This is a genomic window from Bradyrhizobium sp. ORS 111 (assembly GCF_045571485.1).
GTDB lineage: Bacteria > Pseudomonadota > Alphaproteobacteria > Rhizobiales > Xanthobacteraceae > Bradyrhizobium.
In genome coordinates this window covers 1,938,201-1,955,770 of sequence record NZ_CP120701.1, presented here as the reverse complement: position 1 = coordinate 1,955,770, position 17,570 = coordinate 1,938,201, and the positions used below count along the sequence as shown (strand labels likewise).

16 protein-coding genes and 1 pseudogene are annotated in these 17,570 nt (G+C 62.7%); 1 reads left to right on the top strand and 16 read right to left on the bottom strand.

All coding sequences use genetic code 11. The features are described from left to right. Positions 1-136 precede the first annotated feature (136 nt). Positions 137-934 carry an IclR family transcriptional regulator gene (locus P6U30_RS09045; protein ID WP_280980834.1) on the top strand — a complete coding sequence of 266 codons (798 nt, stop codon included), beginning with the start codon at positions 137-139 and terminating at the stop codon, positions 932-934. A 332-nt stretch (positions 935-1,266) separates the two neighbouring features. On the opposite strand, the gene P6U30_RS09040 is transcribed toward P6U30_RS09045, so the two are convergent. The 16 genes and pseudogenes from P6U30_RS09040 to P6U30_RS08965 form a co-directional block, all read right to left on the bottom strand. After that, the gene (locus tag P6U30_RS09040; RefSeq protein ID WP_407169050.1) at positions 1,267-1,491 is read right to left on the bottom strand and encodes a hypothetical protein; all 225 of its coding nucleotides are present in this window, start codon (positions 1,489-1,491) and stop codon (positions 1,267-1,269) included. A gap of 43 nt (positions 1,492-1,534) precedes the next feature. Then, positions 1,535-2,824: an L-rhamnose catabolism isomerase gene (rhaI, locus tag P6U30_RS09035; protein ID WP_407169049.1), complete on the bottom strand. Its 1,290-nt coding sequence runs from the start codon at positions 2,822-2,824 to the stop codon at positions 1,535-1,537. Between the two features lie 18 nt (positions 2,825-2,842). Next, the gene (locus tag P6U30_RS09030; RefSeq protein WP_407169048.1) at positions 2,843-3,691 is read right to left on the bottom strand and encodes a TIGR01459 family HAD-type hydrolase; all 849 of its coding nucleotides are present in this window, start codon (positions 3,689-3,691) and stop codon (positions 2,843-2,845) included. Continuing rightward, on the bottom strand, positions 3,691-4,965 hold the full coding sequence (locus P6U30_RS09025) for an FGGY-family carbohydrate kinase (protein WP_407169047.1): 1,275 nt from the start codon (positions 4,963-4,965) through the stop codon (positions 3,691-3,693). Before P6U30_RS09025 ends, P6U30_RS09030 begins: the two co-directional genes overlap by 1 nt. Continuing rightward, positions 4,965-6,026, bottom strand: a complete 1,062-nt coding sequence (locus tag P6U30_RS09020) for a class II aldolase/adducin family protein (protein WP_407169046.1) — start codon at positions 6,024-6,026, stop codon at positions 4,965-4,967. Before P6U30_RS09020 ends, P6U30_RS09025 begins: the two co-directional genes overlap by 1 nt. Before the next feature lie 91 nt (positions 6,027-6,117). After that, the gene (locus P6U30_RS09015) at positions 6,118-7,224 is read right to left on the bottom strand and encodes a substrate-binding domain-containing protein (RefSeq protein WP_407169045.1); all 1,107 of its coding nucleotides are present in this window, start codon (positions 7,222-7,224) and stop codon (positions 6,118-6,120) included. A 59-nt stretch (positions 7,225-7,283) separates the two neighbouring features. Beyond that, positions 7,284-8,228 (bottom strand): ABC transporter permease, encoded by a 945-nt coding sequence (locus tag P6U30_RS09010; RefSeq protein WP_407169044.1) that lies wholly within the window; start codon positions 8,226-8,228, stop codon positions 7,284-7,286. A 15-nt stretch (positions 8,229-8,243) separates the two neighbouring features. Beyond that, a complete protein-coding gene (locus P6U30_RS09005; protein ID WP_407169043.1) occupies positions 8,244-9,245 on the bottom strand; it encodes an ABC transporter permease in 1,002 nt (333 codons plus the stop codon). Further along, positions 9,245-10,657: a sugar ABC transporter ATP-binding protein gene (locus P6U30_RS09000; protein ID WP_407169042.1), complete on the bottom strand. Its 1,413-nt coding sequence runs from the start codon at positions 10,655-10,657 to the stop codon at positions 9,245-9,247. Before P6U30_RS09000 ends, P6U30_RS09005 begins: the two co-directional genes overlap by 1 nt. 107 nt (positions 10,658-10,764) lie before the next feature. Then, a complete protein-coding gene (locus tag P6U30_RS08995) occupies positions 10,765-12,180 on the bottom strand; it encodes an FGGY-family carbohydrate kinase (protein ID WP_407169041.1) in 1,416 nt (471 codons plus the stop codon). Beyond that, complete coding sequence (locus tag P6U30_RS08990; RefSeq protein ID WP_407169040.1) at positions 12,177-13,070, bottom strand: sugar phosphate isomerase/epimerase family protein; 894 nt, start codon at positions 13,068-13,070, stop codon at positions 12,177-12,179. The genes P6U30_RS08995 and P6U30_RS08990 overlap by 4 nt, the downstream gene beginning before the upstream one ends. Before the next feature lie 66 nt (positions 13,071-13,136). Beyond that, positions 13,137-14,075, bottom strand: coding sequence for an ABC transporter substrate-binding protein (locus tag P6U30_RS08985; RefSeq protein WP_407169039.1), 939 nt, complete (start codon positions 14,073-14,075; stop codon positions 13,137-13,139). A 133-nt stretch (positions 14,076-14,208) separates the two neighbouring features. After that, complete coding sequence (locus P6U30_RS08980) at positions 14,209-15,207, bottom strand: ABC transporter permease subunit (RefSeq protein ID WP_407169038.1); 999 nt, start codon at positions 15,205-15,207, stop codon at positions 14,209-14,211. Further along, positions 15,204-16,253, bottom strand: coding sequence for a sugar ABC transporter ATP-binding protein (locus tag P6U30_RS08975; protein WP_407170408.1), 1,050 nt, complete (start codon positions 16,251-16,253; stop codon positions 15,204-15,206). Before P6U30_RS08975 ends, P6U30_RS08980 begins: the two co-directional genes overlap by 4 nt. A 15-nt stretch (positions 16,254-16,268) precedes the next feature. Beyond that, positions 16,269-16,649 (bottom strand): annotated as a pseudogene (locus P6U30_RS08970) (ATP-binding cassette domain-containing protein); the annotation flags it as partial. 91 nt (positions 16,650-16,740) lie between these two features. Further along, complete coding sequence (locus tag P6U30_RS08965) at positions 16,741-17,523, bottom strand: DeoR/GlpR family DNA-binding transcription regulator (protein WP_407169037.1); 783 nt, start codon at positions 17,521-17,523, stop codon at positions 16,741-16,743. Positions 17,524-17,570 lie beyond the last annotated feature (47 nt).

Below are 17,570 nucleotides of genomic sequence, written 5' to 3'. Positions count from 1 at the left end.
TGTGCACTGCACAAGAACTGATCATGAGGCGACGACGCCGACGATATGGGCAAAGGCGGAGGCGTCCAAGTTATTTTTCCGTATTTCAGTAGTATTTATTCCGAATAATGATAATTTATTGAAATAGGAGACTCGTATGACGGAGCATGAAAGCACGGCTAGACCGCTCGACCGGGCATTCGCCATCGTCGGTTACGTCGCCAATCAGACGAAGGCTGTCTCGGTCGCGGAAATCGCGAGCGCCCTTTCCTTGCCGGTTCCGACCGCTCATCGGCTTGTCGGAAACTTGGAAGAACGGGGGCTCCTCCAGAAGGCGCTTGGATCAAAGCGCTATGTGGTGGGCAACCAGTTGGTCACGCTGTCCGCCAAAGTTATCGGCGCGGCCTTTCGCACGGCGCGGCGCCATGCGGTCCTGCGCGCGGTCGCCGGTGAGATAGGCGAACAGTGCGAGATCGGCGTCGTGCGCGACAACGTCGTCGCTTACGTCGACAGCGTACGTGTGTCCCAACCACAGGGGCTTCAATTCAATCCTGGCGAGGCTGCTCCGCTTCACTGCACCTCGACTGGAAAAATCTACATGAGCCGGTTACCCGAGAGAGCGCGTGAGCAGTTATGCCGCTCCCTCGCTCTGACGCGGTACACCGACAACACCATTGTGGACTACGACACCCTCCTGAAGCTTCTCAAGGAGACCCGCCGTCGCGGATGGGCCAAGACCAATGAGGAGTACGTGAAGGGCGTCGTCGGCTGCGCGGTCCCCATCGTTTCCCCAGACCGAGCGCTGATAGCCTGCCTTGGCGTATCGGTGCCTGTAGCGCGAGTCAGCTTTGCAGAGCTGGATCGCTTCATTCCGCCGCTTCAAAGAGCCGCCTCGCTCCTGTCGCAAACCATCCTTCAGACGGACAGTGAAGACGAAACAATTGAGGAGATTTGAGAAGCGTCGGCGTCCACCTTCCAGGAAGCCCCGTTTTCGCAAGAATCGTTTGCTGGGACCGGATTTTGAGCCCGCGATCTTCAGTGGGCCCAACCGCACCAGTTCCGCACCAGAAACAGTGCAAACGAAATGTGAAGAACGCGATCGAACCCAAACGAAAGCGAAAGAAAATCAACGAGGGCGATCGAGATACTCCCGCTCATAACGGTCTGGTTGCAGGTTCGAGTCCTGCCGGGCCCACCAATATCTTCAAGGATATACAATGGTGACGCGGTCAGTCGTGCTGCAAACGTTGCGATCGAGATAAAGATGACGACGGAGCCGCGACTACCTCAGTAAGCGCGCGCGAAGTCGCCTTCCTGCTTGATATCGGTGAAAACCGGAAAGCGCGCCTTCCAGGGTGTGCCCTTCGCGGTAGTCAGCCGATTGAGCCGTTCCAGCACGGCGAGGCCATCCGTGCGAAGGCTTGCCGAAACCGCAGCACGATCCGGAAAATTCTTCAGGACGGCATCGAGCCAGATGGTGCGCCCGGCGAGGAAGCCGCCGACACCCGGCACGGTGGTCGCGGTAGATGGGGGATTTCTTGCAGGGTGAAGGCCCTTAGACGATGCCGCCACCGCCGGCTGCGACGGCGGGACGCTCGGTGGCGACCTTCCTGCGATAGCCGCTGGCTCGATAGGTGGCGATCGGATCGACGGCGCCGCCGGCATTGAGGCGTGCCATCGCCAGGATCGGCTCGACGTCGGTGCGATAAGCGGCCTTCAACGTCTGTGTCGCCATCAACGCGTCATTGTTCTCCTGATACGCTCCAAGGGCCTTGCGGTCGACCAGCAGCGCTTGAGCATAGGCCCGCTGCACTTCGATTGCCGACAACATCAGGCTTTCAATCGGGTCCGTGACGTTATGGCTCTGGTCGAGCATATGCGCCGGGTCGAAGTCCCTCTTCCCGGACTGCTCGGCATCGACCAGCTCGTTGAAGACAAGGAACAGCCGATAGGGATCGATCGAGCCTGCGTCCAGGTCGTCATCGCCGTACTTCGAATCGTTGAAATGGAAGCCACCCAGCTTGCCGAACTGGATCAGGCGCGAAACGATCATTTCGATGTTGACGTTCGGCGCGTGATGACCGAGATCGACGAGGCAATAGGCCTTTTCGCCAAGTTCCTTCGCGATGATGTAGTTCGTGCCCCAATCTTGCACGACCGTCGAATAGAAGGCCGGTTCGTACATTTTGTGCTCCGTGAAGAGGCGCCAGTCGCTGGGCAATGCCGCGTAGACGGCCTTGACCGAGTCAAGATAGCGCTCGAATGCCCTGGCGAAATTCACCTGCCCAGGGAAGTTCGAACCGTCCCCGACCCAGACCGTCAGCGCCCTGGAGCCGAGCGTCTTTCCGATCTCGATGCATTCGAGGTTGTGCTCGACCGCTTGCCGGCGCGTGCCGGCATCGGCATGGGAGAGCGAGCCGAACTTGTAGGAATGCTTCTGATCCCCGGCATCGGAGAAGGTGTTCGAGTTCATCGCGTCGAACCCGAGGCCGTAACGCGATGCCGCCTGTTTCAAGCGTTTCGGGTCGGCCCTGTCCCAGGGGATGTGCAAGGATACGCTCGGCGTGGCGCGGGTCAGTTGCTGAATGACTGCGCAATCCTCGAGTTTGTCGAAGATATCGCGCGGCTCGCCGTCGCCGGGAAAGCGCGCGAATCGCGTTCCTCCGGTGCCGACGCCCCAGGACGGGATGGCCACGGCGAAGGCTTCGACCTTCTTCAGGATGGCATCGATGTCGATGGCGCGGCGTTGCAACTGCTCGCCCAGCGCTGCGTAGTCTGTCCGCAACGTCTTCTCGCGCGCGGCATTACCTGCGGCCAAGATCTCGCCAGCGATGACATTTTCCATGCAAGCCTCCGGTCCACCTCACCAAACGAATGCCGGGAGAAAATAGTCCGGCTCCGCGCCGTGCTGTCGAAGCAGTTCGGCCTTTTCCGCGCCGGTCAGCATGCCGAGGATGCCCGTGCCGACAAGCACTGTCGGCAGGCCGGCTCTCTGCCCACCGGCAATGTCGTGCTCGATGCTGTCGCCGACGCAGGCCGTGCGGGCCGCAAGCGGACGGCCGAGCATCTCGACGGCAACCTCGTAGATCTCCGGAAACGGCTTGCCGATCCATGTCACGGGAGCCCCCATCTCGGCATAGACCTCGGCGATCCGGCCGGCGCCGAAGCGCGGCCCGACCTCCGTCAGCATGATCTTGTCGGGATTGGTGCACAGACACGTCACGTTGCGCGCGGCGGCCGGTTCCAGCAGACGACGGTAGTGATCCATATCGAAACGATCGCCCATGCTGCCGGACAGCAGCACGATATCGGCATCCGCCCCCGAATCCACGATCTCAAGCGGCAATCCCTCCACCGCGGAACGATCGCCCTCGCGCGCCATGAGGAGGCATTTCAAAGGCTCTCCGCCGACCCGCTCCTTCAGCTTCCCCTCGAGTCGTTTCCAGGCCACCTCTCCCGACGACAGGAAATAATCCCAGCTTCCGTTCTGGAAGCCGAGCCGCAGCAGCCGCTGCTCGTTGGGGGCCGACCGGCGTCCGGAATTCGACAGGACCAGGATCGTCTTGCCGGCCTGCTTCAACATGACAAGCGCATCGACCGCGCCGGGATAGGGCCGTGTGCCGTCATGCAGCACGCCGAATTGGTCCACGATAAAGCAGTCGAACACGTCGACGAGGTCCTGAATGCCCCGGGGGATTCGAACGTTATGCATTAGAGAAGCCCGGCGTTGCGCGCGCCCGCAAGCGCGAGCCGCGCCGTTCCGGCCGCAGCCTCTCCCGACACCGCCGCCGGAAACGGCACGCCCAGCATGCGTCGACGAATGCGTGTCCATTGCGGATTGGCCGAACCGCCACCGACGCTGCGTACGGATTTCAGTTTTGGCGCGCCGAGTTCCTCAAGGCGTTGATAACCGAGCTGCTCGATCGCGGCGATGCCTTCGAGCAGGCCTTTGAGAAAATCATCCTCTCGCGCTGGACGCGGCTCGAGCCGCGGCGGCAGCGACGGATCCATGATCGGAAACCGCTCGCCGGGCGACAGCAGAGGATAGTAATCGAGACCGCCCGGCCGAGATGGATCGATAGTTGCCGACAGGCGCCGCAGGCTGTCTGGATCGAAAAAATGTGCCAACACCCTGCCTCCTGTATTGGACGCCCCGCCCGCGAGCCACATGCCAAGGATACGGTGGCTATAGATGCCAAACTCGGGCGCGAAGATTGGCGCAGTCGAGAGCAGCTTGAGGGTGAGCGAGGAGCCGAGCGCGCTAACGCCGTCGCCAGGCGCGCTTGCACCTGTCGCCAAAAACGACGCGCAACCATCCGTCGTGCCGGCGACAATGCAAACGTCCGACGGCAGCCCGAATTCGGCGGCCACCGCAGGCAGGATCGATCCGATCACCGCGCCCGGTGCGAGCACCTGCGGCAGAAATTCCGGCTTAAGCCCAGTACCGGCAATCCATTCCGGCCATCTGCCGGCGACCGGATCGTAGCCGGACTTCAACGCGTTGTTTTCGTCGGTCACGTCGAAATGGCCGGATAACCTTCCGACAATCCAGTCCGCCTGATGCAGGAGCTTGGCCACGTCAGGGATCGACTGAAAGCACAGCATCTTCGCCAAGCCGGATGTGGGGCCGTGCGCCGCGCTCTCCGGCGGCATCAGCGGTGCGATGCGAGCCAGCAGGCCGGCGTCTGCGACCTTCTCATTGTACATCAACGGCGCGGCGAGCGGCCGGCCGGTCGCGTCGACGGGGAGCACCGTGCCAGACGTGCCATCAACGGCCATGGCGCGGACCTTGCTGCCGCCGATCGACCTTACGCAGCCCTGGATGCTGCGCGCGACGGCTGCCCACCAGATGTTCGGATCGCGAGGATCCGCACCGAAATCAGACAAGGAAGCCGTCGCTTGGGCGACAATCGTGCTTGCGGCATCCAAGGCGACGGCACGCGCCCCTGACGTACCGATGTCGATGCCGATGACAATCGCGGACATCAGAAGATACCTCTGGTCGCCGAGGGAACCATGGCGTCGAGCTTCTGCCGATATTTTTCGGCGTCCCAGTTCGTCAGCTCAAGGTTCTCCTCGTTGGTCAGATAGCGCAGAGGGGCACCTTCAGGCACGCGCGCTATGACGTCGGCGAGACACCTCGCCATCGCATCCGCTGCGGGCGTCGCGTCCCGGCGCATCAGCACCCCTTTGCCGGGAAAGAGAATCTCTACCGGCGCCGTCCCGAGACGAGCGACAGCATCATCCGCAGTCTCGCCGACCCCAGCCGCAACGGAACCGACGCCCAGAAAAATGACGTGATCAGGATAGAGGCTCCCGCCGACCGCCATCGCCGTGCTGGCCGCATCCGTCGCGACAGCATGGGCGACATCGCTTGCCGGAAGCCGGTAGTTGTCGCCCGCCAGCTTCGACAACGCCTCCGGATCGCCGGCCGGCGCCAGGCGTGCATCCTGCGTCAGCAACCGCTTCACGCGCGACAACAGAGCCGCCGTATCAGCGACGGTTTCCGCCGCAACCACCAGTCCGTGATTGCCGAGGATGATGACATCGGGACGCCGGTGCCGGTGTTCGGCGATACCGAGTGCCAGAGGCAGCCCCGGCCGCCTGTACGGCACATAGGCCCAGTTCAATCCGCGCAACCGGTCCTGCAGGATCGGCATCGCGTCCTCACGGACCGCCAGAGCGATGGTGTCGACGCAATGGACGTGCGCGACGACACGCTGCGGCATCAAGGCATGAACTGTGGTCTCGATGGATGGGCGCAGGCCGGAAGGACTTTGATCGGAGAGGGTAAACAACTGGGCCTGTTCGGCCTCCGGTTGCGCGTTCGCAACGGCATCAAGCAGCGGCGCCATTCGCACCGGAACCATGATGTCGCGCTCCCGCGCATGCGCGAGCCACGTGCCCGATGCCTTGATCCAGAGCGTATCGCCGTCCTTGAGCGAGGTGTTGCCGCCGGCGGCCTGGGTCAGCAGCGAGTCGGCGCCGATGAGCGCGGAAAAGTCGCGCAACGCCTGAAGTTCCGTGCGCCAGTCCAAAGGCTTCATGGATTGAGTCATCGATATGCCAATACGCCGCCTCGGCGGCCGTCGTGCGATCGTTGCGGGGAGGCGCACCATGCGCCTCCCCGACTTTCGATCAGAAGTCGAAGTTATTGATGTTGTCCTTGGTGAAAACTGTCGGCGAGCCGAGCAGAATTTCCGAGCCATTGATGACCTTGAGGTCACCCAGCTTGCCGGCCTTCACCGAGGTCGCGCCTGGCTGCAGCGTACCGTCAGCCACGGCGCGCAGCACATAGGCTGCCGCATAGCCGAGATCGACCGGATTCCACAGCACCACCGACTTTACGCAGCCGGACGAAACATAGGGTTTCATCGCATTCGGAGTCGCCAGGCCGACGACGGTGACCTGACCGCACTTCTTCGCTTGCGTCACCGCATCGGCGGCGGCTGGCGTCGCGACGGACGTCATGCCGAAGATGCCCTTCAATTCGTCGCCGTACTTGTTGATCAGCGTATTGGACTGATTGAAGGACAGGATGTTGTCTTCCTGCGCCTCGACCGTTTCCAGCCACTTCATCTTGGGGTGGCATTTCTTCTGGTACGCGGCCATCTCGGCGATCCAGCGCGCCTGGTTAGGTGTGGTGAAGGTCGATGTGACGATGGCGAAAGCCCCCTCCTCGCCGATCCCGGCGGCCATCGAGTCCACCATCGCCTTGGCGATGCCGTTGAACTCGGCTTGGTTGACGAACCACTGACGCGCGCTTGGCTCGGAGTTGGCGTCGTAACCGACGACGTTGATGCCCGCCTGCAGGGCCTTCTTGAGCACGGGCGAGATCGCCACCGGATCGTTCGCGGCAAAAAGGATGCCGTCGACGCCGCTGGTGATGTAGTTGTCGATCAGCGTGATCTGGTCGTCGATGTTGGCCTTGCTCGGACCGTCAGTCTTGGCCTTCATCGTGCCGATTTCCTTGGCCGCGTCCGCGATACCCTTGGATGTCGCGTTGAAGTAGCCGATCCCGACCAGCTTGGGCACGTCGACGACGTTGAGCGTCTTGCCCTTTCGGTCAGGAGCCTTGCTCGGCTGACCACCGTCATACGGCTTCGGCTCGGCCTTCGCCGGTGTCGCATCGCAAGCCAGCGGATTGGTCGGCAGGTCGTCGCCCCCGGTCCAAGTCGAAGCGGCATGACTGAGGCCGGTCGATAACGATAGCGCCAGCAGCGCAGACAGAAGTATCCTACCCATTGTTTCCTCCAGTGTTGTCCGGTCACTTCACGCGGCAATGAGCAACGACGTTCTCCGAGCTATCGAGCGCCGCTTCTCTCGAAAAGGTTGCTAACCAGGATCGCCAGGATCAGTACGACGCCGATCAGCATGATCGTGCCGTCGCCTTTGACGCCGGCGAGCGATAGACCATTCTTCAGCGCCTGGATCAGGCAGAGCCCGATGACCGTACCGAGAACGGTGCCCCGCCCGCCAAAGATCGATGTGCCACCAAGGACGACCGCCGTGATGGCGTCGAGTTCGATGCCGGTGCCCATGTCCGAGCGAGTCGTCGAGACGCGCGACACGAAAATCACCGCCGCCACCGCGGCGGTGAAACCGGACGCAGTGTAAAGGGCGAGCTTCGTCCCCTCGACGGAGAGACCGGAAAACCGTGCCGCAACCTCGTTGAAGCCGATGACATACACGGTTCGGCCGCAGCGCGTGTAGGTAAGGGCGATGGAGGCCGTGATCGCAGCCAGAAGCAGGATCCAAAGCTGTGTCGGCACGCCGAGAACTTGTCCCTGACCCAGCACGTAGAACCATTCGGGGTAGCCGCGCACCGAACGCGCCTGGCTGATGCCCTCTGCCAGACCGCGATAGAGCGCCAGCGTTGCCAGCGTCGCGATCAGCGGCGGCACCTTGAAGCGCGTGATAATGATCCCGTTGACCAGGCCGGCGACAGTGCCGACAGCGATCGCTGCGACGGCGGTCAAGGGCAAAGACAGGCCGACGTTGTGCCAGAACACACCCGTCAGGATCGCCGAGAGGCCAAGGATTGAGCCGACCGAGAGATCGATACCGCCTGTCGCGATGATGAAGGTCATGGTGATCGCGATCAGACCTGTCTCGGTCATCAGACGGCCCTGGTTCAGCAGGTTCTGCACCGTAAAGAACTTGTCCGACTGAAAGGACAGGACGACCAGCACCAGCGCCAGCAGCAGCGTCAGCAAGGTCTCGTGACGAATGAAGGAACGCAGCGTCATCGCCGCCCTCTCTGACTAAGCGTTACGCCGGCGACGCAGCATGTCGGCCAGCACGGTCGCCAGGATGAGCGAACCGATGACCGCGCGCAGCCAATAAGCCGAGACATTGGTGAAGATCAGCGCCGATCCGATCGTCGCGAAGAGGATCGCCGCCAGTGTGGAGCCGACGACCGTTCCGCTGCCTCCCAGGATCGAGGCGCCTCCGATGACCGCAGCCGTGATGATGGTCAGTTCCAGGTTTGGCGGCACGGTGGATTGGATCACCTGAAGCTGTGTGGCGAAGAGGATCGTCGCGAGCCCTGCAAAGAAGCCATGGATGATGAACACTGCCACGGTGCGCCGTTCGGCCGGTATGCCACTGGCCATTGCGGCCTCGGGATTCCCGCCGAGCGCATAGAGCGATCGCCCGAAGGCGAAATAACGCATCCAAGCTGCGGCAGCGAGCGTCAGCAACAACATCGCGACCAGCGGCACGGGAATGCCAAGAAGTCTCTTCTGCGCGATCAGGAACTCGGGCGGCAGGTTGGATATCCAGGTTCCGCCGGTGACGCTGATGAGACCGCCACGCAGGATGGACAACGCCCCCAGCGTCACCACGATCGAGGGGATCTTGGCGTAGGCGACGAGCACGCCGATGACCGCGTTGATCGCCATGCCGACCAGCACGGGGACGAACCACGCCACCCAGACCGGATAGCCGGCGACCGCGAGCGTCCCCGAGATCGTCGCCAGCACGCCGATCAGCGCGCCGACGGAAACATCGATGTTGCCGGTGATGATGACCATCGACATGCCGATCGCGGCCACCGCGATATAGGCGTTGCCGGCGAAAATCGAGGTCAGGTTGTTGGCGCTGATGAAGCGCGGATTGATCAATGTGACGACCACGAACAGAGCGATGATCGCAGCGAACACCACGACCTCCTGTCCATAGTCCGACATCAGGCGTTTCAGGCCGCCGAGGCGCGGCTTTCGCTGCGGACGGGCAGACGACAGCTCAACTCCGGTCACGGCCATCACGCTGCCTCCGCCGGTTTCCGTGCCGTCATCGCAGCCCCGACGCGCTCAGGTGTCGCCTCGACGCGGTCGAGCACATCCGTGATCCTTCCGTCGCTCATCACCAGCACCCGGTCGCTCATGCCGAGCACTTCAGGCAGTTCGCTGGAGATCATCAGAATGGCCACGCCCTGCTTGACGAGCTCGCCCATGACCGAATGGATCTCCGACTTCGCCCCGACGTCGACGCCGCGGGTCGGCTCATCGAGAATGAGGATACGCGGGTTCGTCTGCAGCCATTTGGCAATCACGACTTTCTGCTGGTTGCCGCCAGAAAGCTGCCCAACGGGCTGGTCGATCGTCCGACAGCGAATGCCGAGGCGTTTGACCGCGGCCATGGCACGAGAGGCCTCTTCACGCGCCTTAAGGAAGATGCCGCTCGATACCTCCTCGAGAGTCGCCATGGTCACATTCTTGCGCACCGCCATCGGCTTGACCAATCCCTGCAAACCGCGATCCTCTGGCACATAGGCGATGCCGAGATCGCGCGCCTGTACTGGCGATCCGATCGACACCGGCCTGCCGTCAAGCAGGATCTCCCCCGACGCCGCCGGCGTCATGCCGAAAAGCGTGAGCGCCAGCTCCGTCCGGCCCGAACCGACAAGGCCGGCCACGCCGAGAATCTCGCCCTTGCGCAGCGCGAACGAGATGTCGCGGACATGCCGGCCATGATTGAGGTCCTTCACTTCCAGCACCGTTTCGCCGATGGAGACGTCGAGCTTGGGGAACAGACTCTCGATCGAACGGCCAACCATGAGCGAAACCAGCCCGGCTTCGTCGACATCGCCGATATCCCTGGTCGCCACGAAAGCTCCGTCGCGCAGCACCGTGACACGGTCGGCCAAGGCAAAGATCTCGGACATGCGATGGCTCACGTAAATGATGCCGACACCGCGAGCACGCAACTGGCGTACGATATCCATGAGCCGGCGCACATCGGCCTCGACGAGGGAAGCCGTCGGCTCGTCCATGATCAGCACGCGCGCGTTCTTCGACAGCGCCTTGGCGATCTCCACGCGCTGGCGCTGAGCGACCGAAAGCGATAGCACCTTGGCATCGACATCGAGATCGTGGGTGTCGAGTGAATCGAGCAGCTCACGCGTGCGCGAACGCACCTCGGCCCAATCGATGATGCCGATCGACGTGCGGGGGTAGTTGCCGAGAAATACGTTTTCGGCCACCGAAAGCTCGGGAAAAAGCAGCAGCTCCTGATAGACGGTCGCGATACCCGCGGCCGTCGCGTCGCGGGGCGAAGCGAACTTCACGCTCTTGCCGTCGATGATCATCGTGCCGGTATCGGGCGTGTAGAGGCCCGACAGAATCTTGATCAGCGTCGACTTGCCCGCGCCGTTTTCGCCGAGCAGCGCATGCACCTCGCCCGGGCGCACGTCGAAACCGACATCCCTGAGCACCTTCACGCCGGCGAAGGCCTTGGAGATGCCACTCAATGTCACAAAGGCGGGCGTGTCGGCCATTCCGCTTACTCCAGTCCCGCAGCGCGGCGCGCCCTTGCCCGCGCCGCGCTCGCGAGCTCACGCCACCGATCGCGATAGGCCTCGAGCCCGGCGACGCCGCTCGCGACGACAGCCACCGTCTCGTCCTTGAACGGAAACAAACCTCGCGCCTTGAAGGCGAGTGCAGCAGCACCCGTGGCGGATCCCTCGCTCATGGTGCTGCGGACCACCGCCTGCTCAGGCCGAAGCTGCGCCAGCATGGAGGTGTAGAGGTCGATCTTCGCCAGGCCGCCATCGACCACCACCTTGTTAGTCGAGCGGATCAGGTCGAGCGACAAGTCTGTCATCATCACGACATAGAGCGCGGCGACGGCGGCGCGCTCCTCGCCCGCGACATCGCCGCCGACGATTTCGCCCTTGATCTCCGGAAATGGCCCCCCGGCAGCCCATGATGGCAGCGCGAACACGCCGCGCGCCATCACCGCCTCGACCGCGACGGGGCCAATCGGCTTGGTCCAGCCGCCGCTGAGCAGGTCATATTCGCGCCCGCCCATGAAGCGCAGCGACGGCGCCGGCTCGCCATTGACAGTCACATTGGAGAGCATGTCGCGCTCCTCATCGAGCGCGTTCAGCGGACAATCGAGATTGATGATGATGACCCAGGTTCCGGTCGAGACGATCGTGAAATGTTCGAGCCCGGTCATGCGGTAGTAAGCGAGCGCCGAATTGGAATCATGGACTCCATTGTGCACATCGATGGTCTTCTTCGAGCCGTCGTTGAGACGCACGGTCGTCTGGCCAACGATGGCGCCGGAAGGAACGATTGCAGGGAACCTGGAGCGCCATCCCAGACGGTCGACCAGCGAGCTGTAATCGCGCTTCAGCGGCGCCCAGAGCTGATTATGCGCGCCGAGATAGGAATACTCGGAGACATGCCGGCCTGTGAATCGCCAGACCCAGTATTGCGGGTAGCACAGGATGGACTCGGTTTCGGCGAAGGCCTGCGGCTCCTCTTCCGCGAGCCAGAAGATGTGGCGTGCGATGCAAAACCCCAACGGCAGATGCGGCGTGTAGGTTTCGGAAAAGGCGGGCAGGCTCGGAGCGACCTTTGCGGCGATCGCGTCGGGAATCTCCTGCTCGTAATCGAGAATTGGATGCAGCAATCCTGTGTCCCCGCGCACCAGCGCGAAGGTGCAGCCGTGAGCAGAGATCATGAGCCCGGTCACGTCGTGCCTAGCCACCACATCTGACAACTCCTGGCTCATCCAGTGGAAGAGATGCTGCTCGTCCAGCACCGCCCTCCCCTTGTGGGAGCCCCAAACCGGCCTGCTGCGCCGCTCGTCCAGAACGGCGCCGTCCTCCGAAAAGACAAACAGCTTGGAATTTGTCTTCCCGAGATCGAAAACGGCAAGCGGACCGCTTTGCGATGCAGGTGTCGTCACGGCCGGTGTTCCGCTTTGACGAGCGCGTGCTTCCGACGTGCCGTTTCCAGGCCGACGTCGATGAAACGCCGCGCATGCGTGGCAAGATCCCTGTTGTCGGACCAGAGGTTGCGCCAGATCGCCGTCTTGCGCGACAGGTTCTGATCCACGATCTCCGAGGAGAAGGATTCGAAGGTGATGTCCTTCGAATAGCCGATGTCGATGAGGGCATCGAACACCGACGGCCAGTCAATGCTGCCGGTCCCGAGATAGCCACGATGGCTTTCTCCAATGTGGACATAGCCGATCTTGTCCCGGGCATGCCGTATCGCGAGCGCCACATCGGCCTCCTCGATATTCATGTGGAAGGTGTCAAGATGAAGGAAGATGTTGTCCGAACCCGAGGTCTCAATATAGGCGAGGCCCTGGGCCGCGGTGTTGAGCAGATTGCATTCGAATCGATTGACCAACTCCACGTTCAGCGAAACGCCGGCCCGCTTGGCTCGTTCCGCGACGGCCGCGAGCGTATGTGCGCTGCGATTCCATCCGTCCGTTGTCGGCACGTCGGTCTGCAGGCCGTGACTTGTCTGCAGGATACCGGCAAGCGTCCCGCCGCCGATATCCCGCGTCAGCGCGACCATCCGATCGAGAATGGCGACGCCGCGCGCGGCCACATCCTTATCCGCACTGGAAATGTCACCGTCCGCCGGCAACCCGATGCTGGTCGCGACGCCAAGTCCGAGCGACGCGATCCGCTTGGCCAGCCGATCGATGTCGACGTTGGCCGGATCGAGATAGGAGAATTCGATCAGGTCGAAACCCGCCTCTTTGGTGTTCTCCAGCGTGCGATCCAGCGCGGCCTGATCCGAGCTGGCCGACCAGACGAAGGAATGAATGCCCACATGAGCCATGGTGCTGCTTCCCGTTGAGGTCAGAACGCCCGGCCGCCGTGGCACGGCCGGGCTCGTCGAGGCGCGTTAGCGGGCTGCGGTCCAGCCCTTGTAGTCCTTGAGGTTTTCGGCCGTGATCAGCTTCGGATCGAGCAGAACGGTTGGCTCGGCCGGCTTCTTGCCGGCAAGGACCTCCGCCGCCATGTTGAGCGACTGTCCGGCCATGACATACGGATCCTGCGAGGCCGATGCCTTGATCAGCGACTTGCCGCTGGCGAACTCCTTCTCGATATCGGGCGCGCCGTCGACCGCCGTGATGATGAACTCCTTGCGGTTTAGCTGGCGAGCGGCAAGCTGCGCGCCGATCGCCGTCGGATCGTTGATGGCGAAGACCGCATCGATCTTGTCGAAGCGGGTCAGCAGAGCTTGAAACACCTTCAGACCACCGTCACGCGAGCCTTCCGCGTTCTGGTCGTCCGACAGGATCTTGATGTCGGGATACTTGGTCAGCAACTTCTTGCAGCCCTGGACGCGGTCCAGAATGGACGACGACGCCGGGCCGTTGATGATGATGTAGTTGCCCTTGCCGCCCGTTCGGTCGACCAGATACTGGCAGGCCTCCTCGCCCGCCTTGACGTTGTTGGTCATCACCGTGACGTCGGCGCCGGGCGCCGACACATCGAATGCAGCGACGACAATTCCGGCCGCCTGCGCCTTCTTCACCGCCGGCGCAATCGCCTTCGCATCGACGGCGTTCAACATGATCACATCGACACCAGCAGCGATGAAGCTGTCGACCTGCGAGACCTGCTTGTTGAGGTCATAGTCGGCGGACACGGACGTGACCTGGACCTTCGGATTGATCTTCTTGGCGGCGTCCTCGATGCCCTTGATAGTCGCGACGAAGAACGGATTGCCGAGCAAGCCGACCGAGATGCCGACCTTATTGAGCTCCTTGGCGGATGCCGGAGCAAGCGCGATCGACGCCAGGGCGGTGGCGCAGAGCAGTCTGGTGACGAACTTCATTTGGTTTCCTCCGATGGTGCCGCACCTGTCGCGGTGCGTTGTGTAAAGCCTGACGAGTGTCGCTTCGCGGAGTTGGCCGAGAACGCAACGAACTTGCTAAGCGGGACACGAGAGGCCGGCGCATTGAGGTCGATCATGTCCGTGCTCCCGCTGCCTGGAGCCGATAGCGGTCGAGAGCAACCGCGACGATGATGACCAATCCCTTGATGATGTACTGCCAGATGTCGGAGATCCCGGCGAGGATGAGGCCGTTGGACAGCACGGCAATGATCAGGCCGCCGACCAGCGTGCCCCAGATCGAGCCGACGCCACCGACAAAGCTGGTGCCGCCGAGAATCACCGCGGCGATGGCGTCGAGTTCGTAGGACTGGCCGAGTTGAAGCCCGTTGGCGGCATAGAGCCGGGCTGCCGACAATGCGCCACCGAGGCCTGCCAGCAGGCCGGAGACGCCATAGACGAAGAGCAGCACCAACGGCACCTTGATGCCAGTGAGTCGCGCGGCTTCGGCGTTGCCGCCCACTGCATAGATCCAGGTTCCGAGCACGGTGCGCGTGAGCACGAGCCACGAGATGACAACAACCGCGAGCGCTATGATGACGAGCCAGGGGATGCCGAGGAAAACTCCGTTACCCAGGACATCGAAAGGCAGAGAGGCATTGAAGACAGTGGTGTCGTTGCCGAGCAGGCGCGCAATGCCGCGCACGGCCGTGAGCGAGCCCAAGGTGACGATGAAGGGCGGCAGCTTGACATAGGCGACGAGGAGCCCGTTGACGAGACCGAAGCAGAGGCCGACCAGGATGGCAGCCGGCACGCCGAGCAGGCCGATATCAGGCATCAGTGAGACGATGACGGCGACCATGGCCGAGGCCGCCAGCACGGATCCGACCGACAGATCGATGCCGCCGGTGAGGATGACAAAAGTCATGCCGGCCGCCAGGACGATGTTGATCGACGACTGCTGCATAACGATCAGCAAGTTGGTATCTGTCATGAAGCGCGGATTGACCAGCTGAAAGCCGACAGCCAACAACACCAGGATCGGCAGCATGCCCAAGGCGGCAAAAGCCGTCTGGAAGCGCATCTGTCGCAGAGCCGCCGCCCGAGCGGTCGATGTTGTCGCTTTATTGCTCATGTTCCCGATGCTCCGGTCGCGAGCTCCATGATCGCTTCCTGACTGATCGGCTTGCCCTCGTAGGCAGCCACCTCGCCGACGATCGCGCCGTCACGCATCACCAGCGCCCGGTCGGCGACGCCGATGACTTCAGGCAGCTCGCTGGAGATCATCAGGATCGCGATACCGTTCTTGGCGAGGTCATCGATGATCCGGTAGATCTCGGACTTGGCGCCGACATCGACACCGCGGGTCGGCTCGTCCAGGATGACGACCTTCGGCTTCGTTTCAAGCAGGCGGGCGAGAAGCACCTTCTGCTGGTTGCCGCCGGACAGCGAGCCGACATTCACCTTGGTCGACTTGGTGCGGATGGACAGATCCGATACCGCCTGCCCGGCCCGTCTGTCCCCGATCGCATAGTCGCGCCAGCCGAAACGGCTCGCGTCGCGCGACAGCACACCCATGTTGACGTTGTCCGCGACCGACATGTCGAGGAAGACGCCGAGCTCCTTGCGGTCTTCGGTCAGATAGGTGATCCCAGCGTTCAGCGCCGCTGCGGGCGAGGAAATGTCGACCGGCTTGCCGTCGAGTTGCAATGAACCCGCCGTTTTGCGATCGGCGCCAAAGATCAGCCGCGCCAGTTCCGTGCGTCCCGAGCCGACAAGTCCCGACAGCGCGAGAACCTCGCCTTCGTGCAAATCGAAGGAACAGTCCCGCACCAGCACGCCGTCGCATATGCCTCGCACCGCCAGAGCGACCGGGCGGCGCACGCCCGGCGGGCGATGATCCTTCTTGTAGAAAGCCGATAGGTCGCGCCCGACCATCATCGACACCAGACGCGAGGCGCTGAGCTCGCTGCGCTCCAGCGTGCCGACAAAACCGCCATCGCGGAGCACACTGACGCGGTCAGCAAGTTCGTATACCTCCTCCATCCGGTGACTGATATAGATGATGGCGATGCCTTGCGCCTTCAGGCCGGCAATGACCTCGAACAGACGGTCGGTTTCGCGCGACGTGAGAGATGTGGTCGGCTCATCGAGCACGATGATCCGCGCATCGGTCGACAACGCGCGCGCGATCTCGACCAACTGCCGCTCGCCGAGTGACAACCGCGCTACCTTGGTACGCGGCGAAAACGAGACACCGAGGCGATCGAGGATCGTTTCGGCGCGCGCCGTGATCTTGCCGACATCCACGATGCCGAACCGCCGGGGCTCGTTGCCGAGGAAAATGTTCTGCGCGACCGTCAGGTTGGGCGCTAGCGACAGCTCCTGATAGATCACGGCGATGCCATTCGCCCGCGCCTTGATCGGATCTCCGGTCGCAACCGGCTTTCCGTCGATCAGGATCTCGCCGCCCGAATCCGGCCGATAGGCCCCCGACAGCACCTTCATCAAGGTCGACTTGCCCGCGCCGTTCTCACCCATCAGAGCATGCAGCTCGCCGGGAAATGCGGTCAGGGAAACGTTCTTGAGCGCCTGCACCGGGCCGAACGTCTTGCTGATATCGCGCATGTCCAGCATGGGCTTGGATGTCGGCTTGGCGCTGGGCATGTCAGCCATCCTGTCCCGTCGCCCGCGCGATGCGTACGTTCACTCCGGCATTTTCCAGCATGCGGGCGGCGGCGTCGCTCAGCGCCTCATCCGTGATCACGGTGCCGACGCGTGAAAGCGGTAACGAGACATTGCGCGCATGGATCGAGAATTTCCGGCTGTCGGCCAGCACGATGATCTGGTCTGCGTTCTGGCTCAGCTCGATGATCGAACGCACCATCAGCGGGTGCGACTCCAGCAGGCCCTCGGCCGCGATGCCCTGGGCACCGACGAAGTATTTCGACGCATAGAACTGCGGTGCATGGTGCGGCGAATAGATCACCCGCGGCTCGCGGTGCAGATCGCCCCCCGCCACTGTCAGGCTGCAGCACCCGTGGTCGCCGAGATAGCCGGCCAACGGCATCGAATTGGTGAAGAGGCGGATATTGCGGTCGGCGAGCTTCACGCCGAGGTGGAAGCAGGTCGAGCCACCATTGACAATGACAGCTTCGCCGTCCTGCACCATCGTGGCCGCGAGTTCGGCGATCTGCAGTTTGGCTTCCACCGCCAGGTCGCGGTTCTCGTCATAGGGGCGCGCGAAAGCGGTGCCCGCCTTCGACGCCACGTCAAGCGCCGAAACGCCGCCGTAGACCTTCCGCGCGTTGCCCAGTTCATCGATCTTGTCGATATCGCGCCGGACAGTCGCCGCTGAAACGCCGAGGCGCTCCTGCAATTCGCGCACTGACGCGAACGGGCGATCGCGCAGCAATTCCACGATCAGCCGCTGGCGGACCAAATCGTTCAATGAATTTCCTCCGGGCACCGCGCTTCAGCGTCTTGATCTAACTTACG

Bases quoted from the DNA above. Each gene is read 5' to 3' on its own strand.
- P6U30_RS08985 (WP_407169039.1), bottom strand. From the start codon at position 14,075: ATGAAGTTCGTCACCAGACTGCTCTGCGCCACCGCCCTGGCGTCGATC.
- P6U30_RS09030 (WP_407169048.1), bottom strand. From the start codon at position 3,691: ATGCATAACGTTCGAATCCCCCGGGGCATTCAGGACCTCGTCGACGTG.
- P6U30_RS08990 (WP_407169040.1), bottom strand. From the start codon at position 13,070: ATGGCTCATGTGGGCATTCATTCCTTCGTCTGGTCGGCCAGCTCGGAT.
- P6U30_RS09025 (WP_407169047.1), bottom strand. From the start codon at position 4,965: ATGTCCGCGATTGTCATCGGCATCGACATCGGTACGTCAGGGGCGCGT.
- P6U30_RS08980 (WP_407169038.1), bottom strand. From the start codon at position 15,207: ATGAGCAATAAAGCGACAACATCGACCGCTCGGGCGGCGGCTCTGCGA.
- P6U30_RS09045 (WP_280980834.1), top strand. From the start codon at position 137: ATGACGGAGCATGAAAGCACGGCTAGACCGCTCGACCGGGCATTCGCC.
- rhaI (WP_407169049.1), bottom strand. From the start codon at position 2,824: ATGGAAAATGTCATCGCTGGCGAGATCTTGGCCGCAGGTAATGCCGCG.
- P6U30_RS09020 (WP_407169046.1), bottom strand. From the start codon at position 6,026: ATGAAGCCTTTGGACTGGCGCACGGAACTTCAGGCGTTGCGCGACTTT.
- P6U30_RS09005 (WP_407169043.1), bottom strand. From the start codon at position 9,245: ATGGCCGTGACCGGAGTTGAGCTGTCGTCTGCCCGTCCGCAGCGAAAG.
- P6U30_RS09015 (WP_407169045.1), bottom strand. From the start codon at position 7,224: ATGGGTAGGATACTTCTGTCTGCGCTGCTGGCGCTATCGTTATCGACC.
- P6U30_RS09010 (WP_407169044.1), bottom strand. From the start codon at position 8,228: ATGACGCTGCGTTCCTTCATTCGTCACGAGACCTTGCTGACGCTGCTG.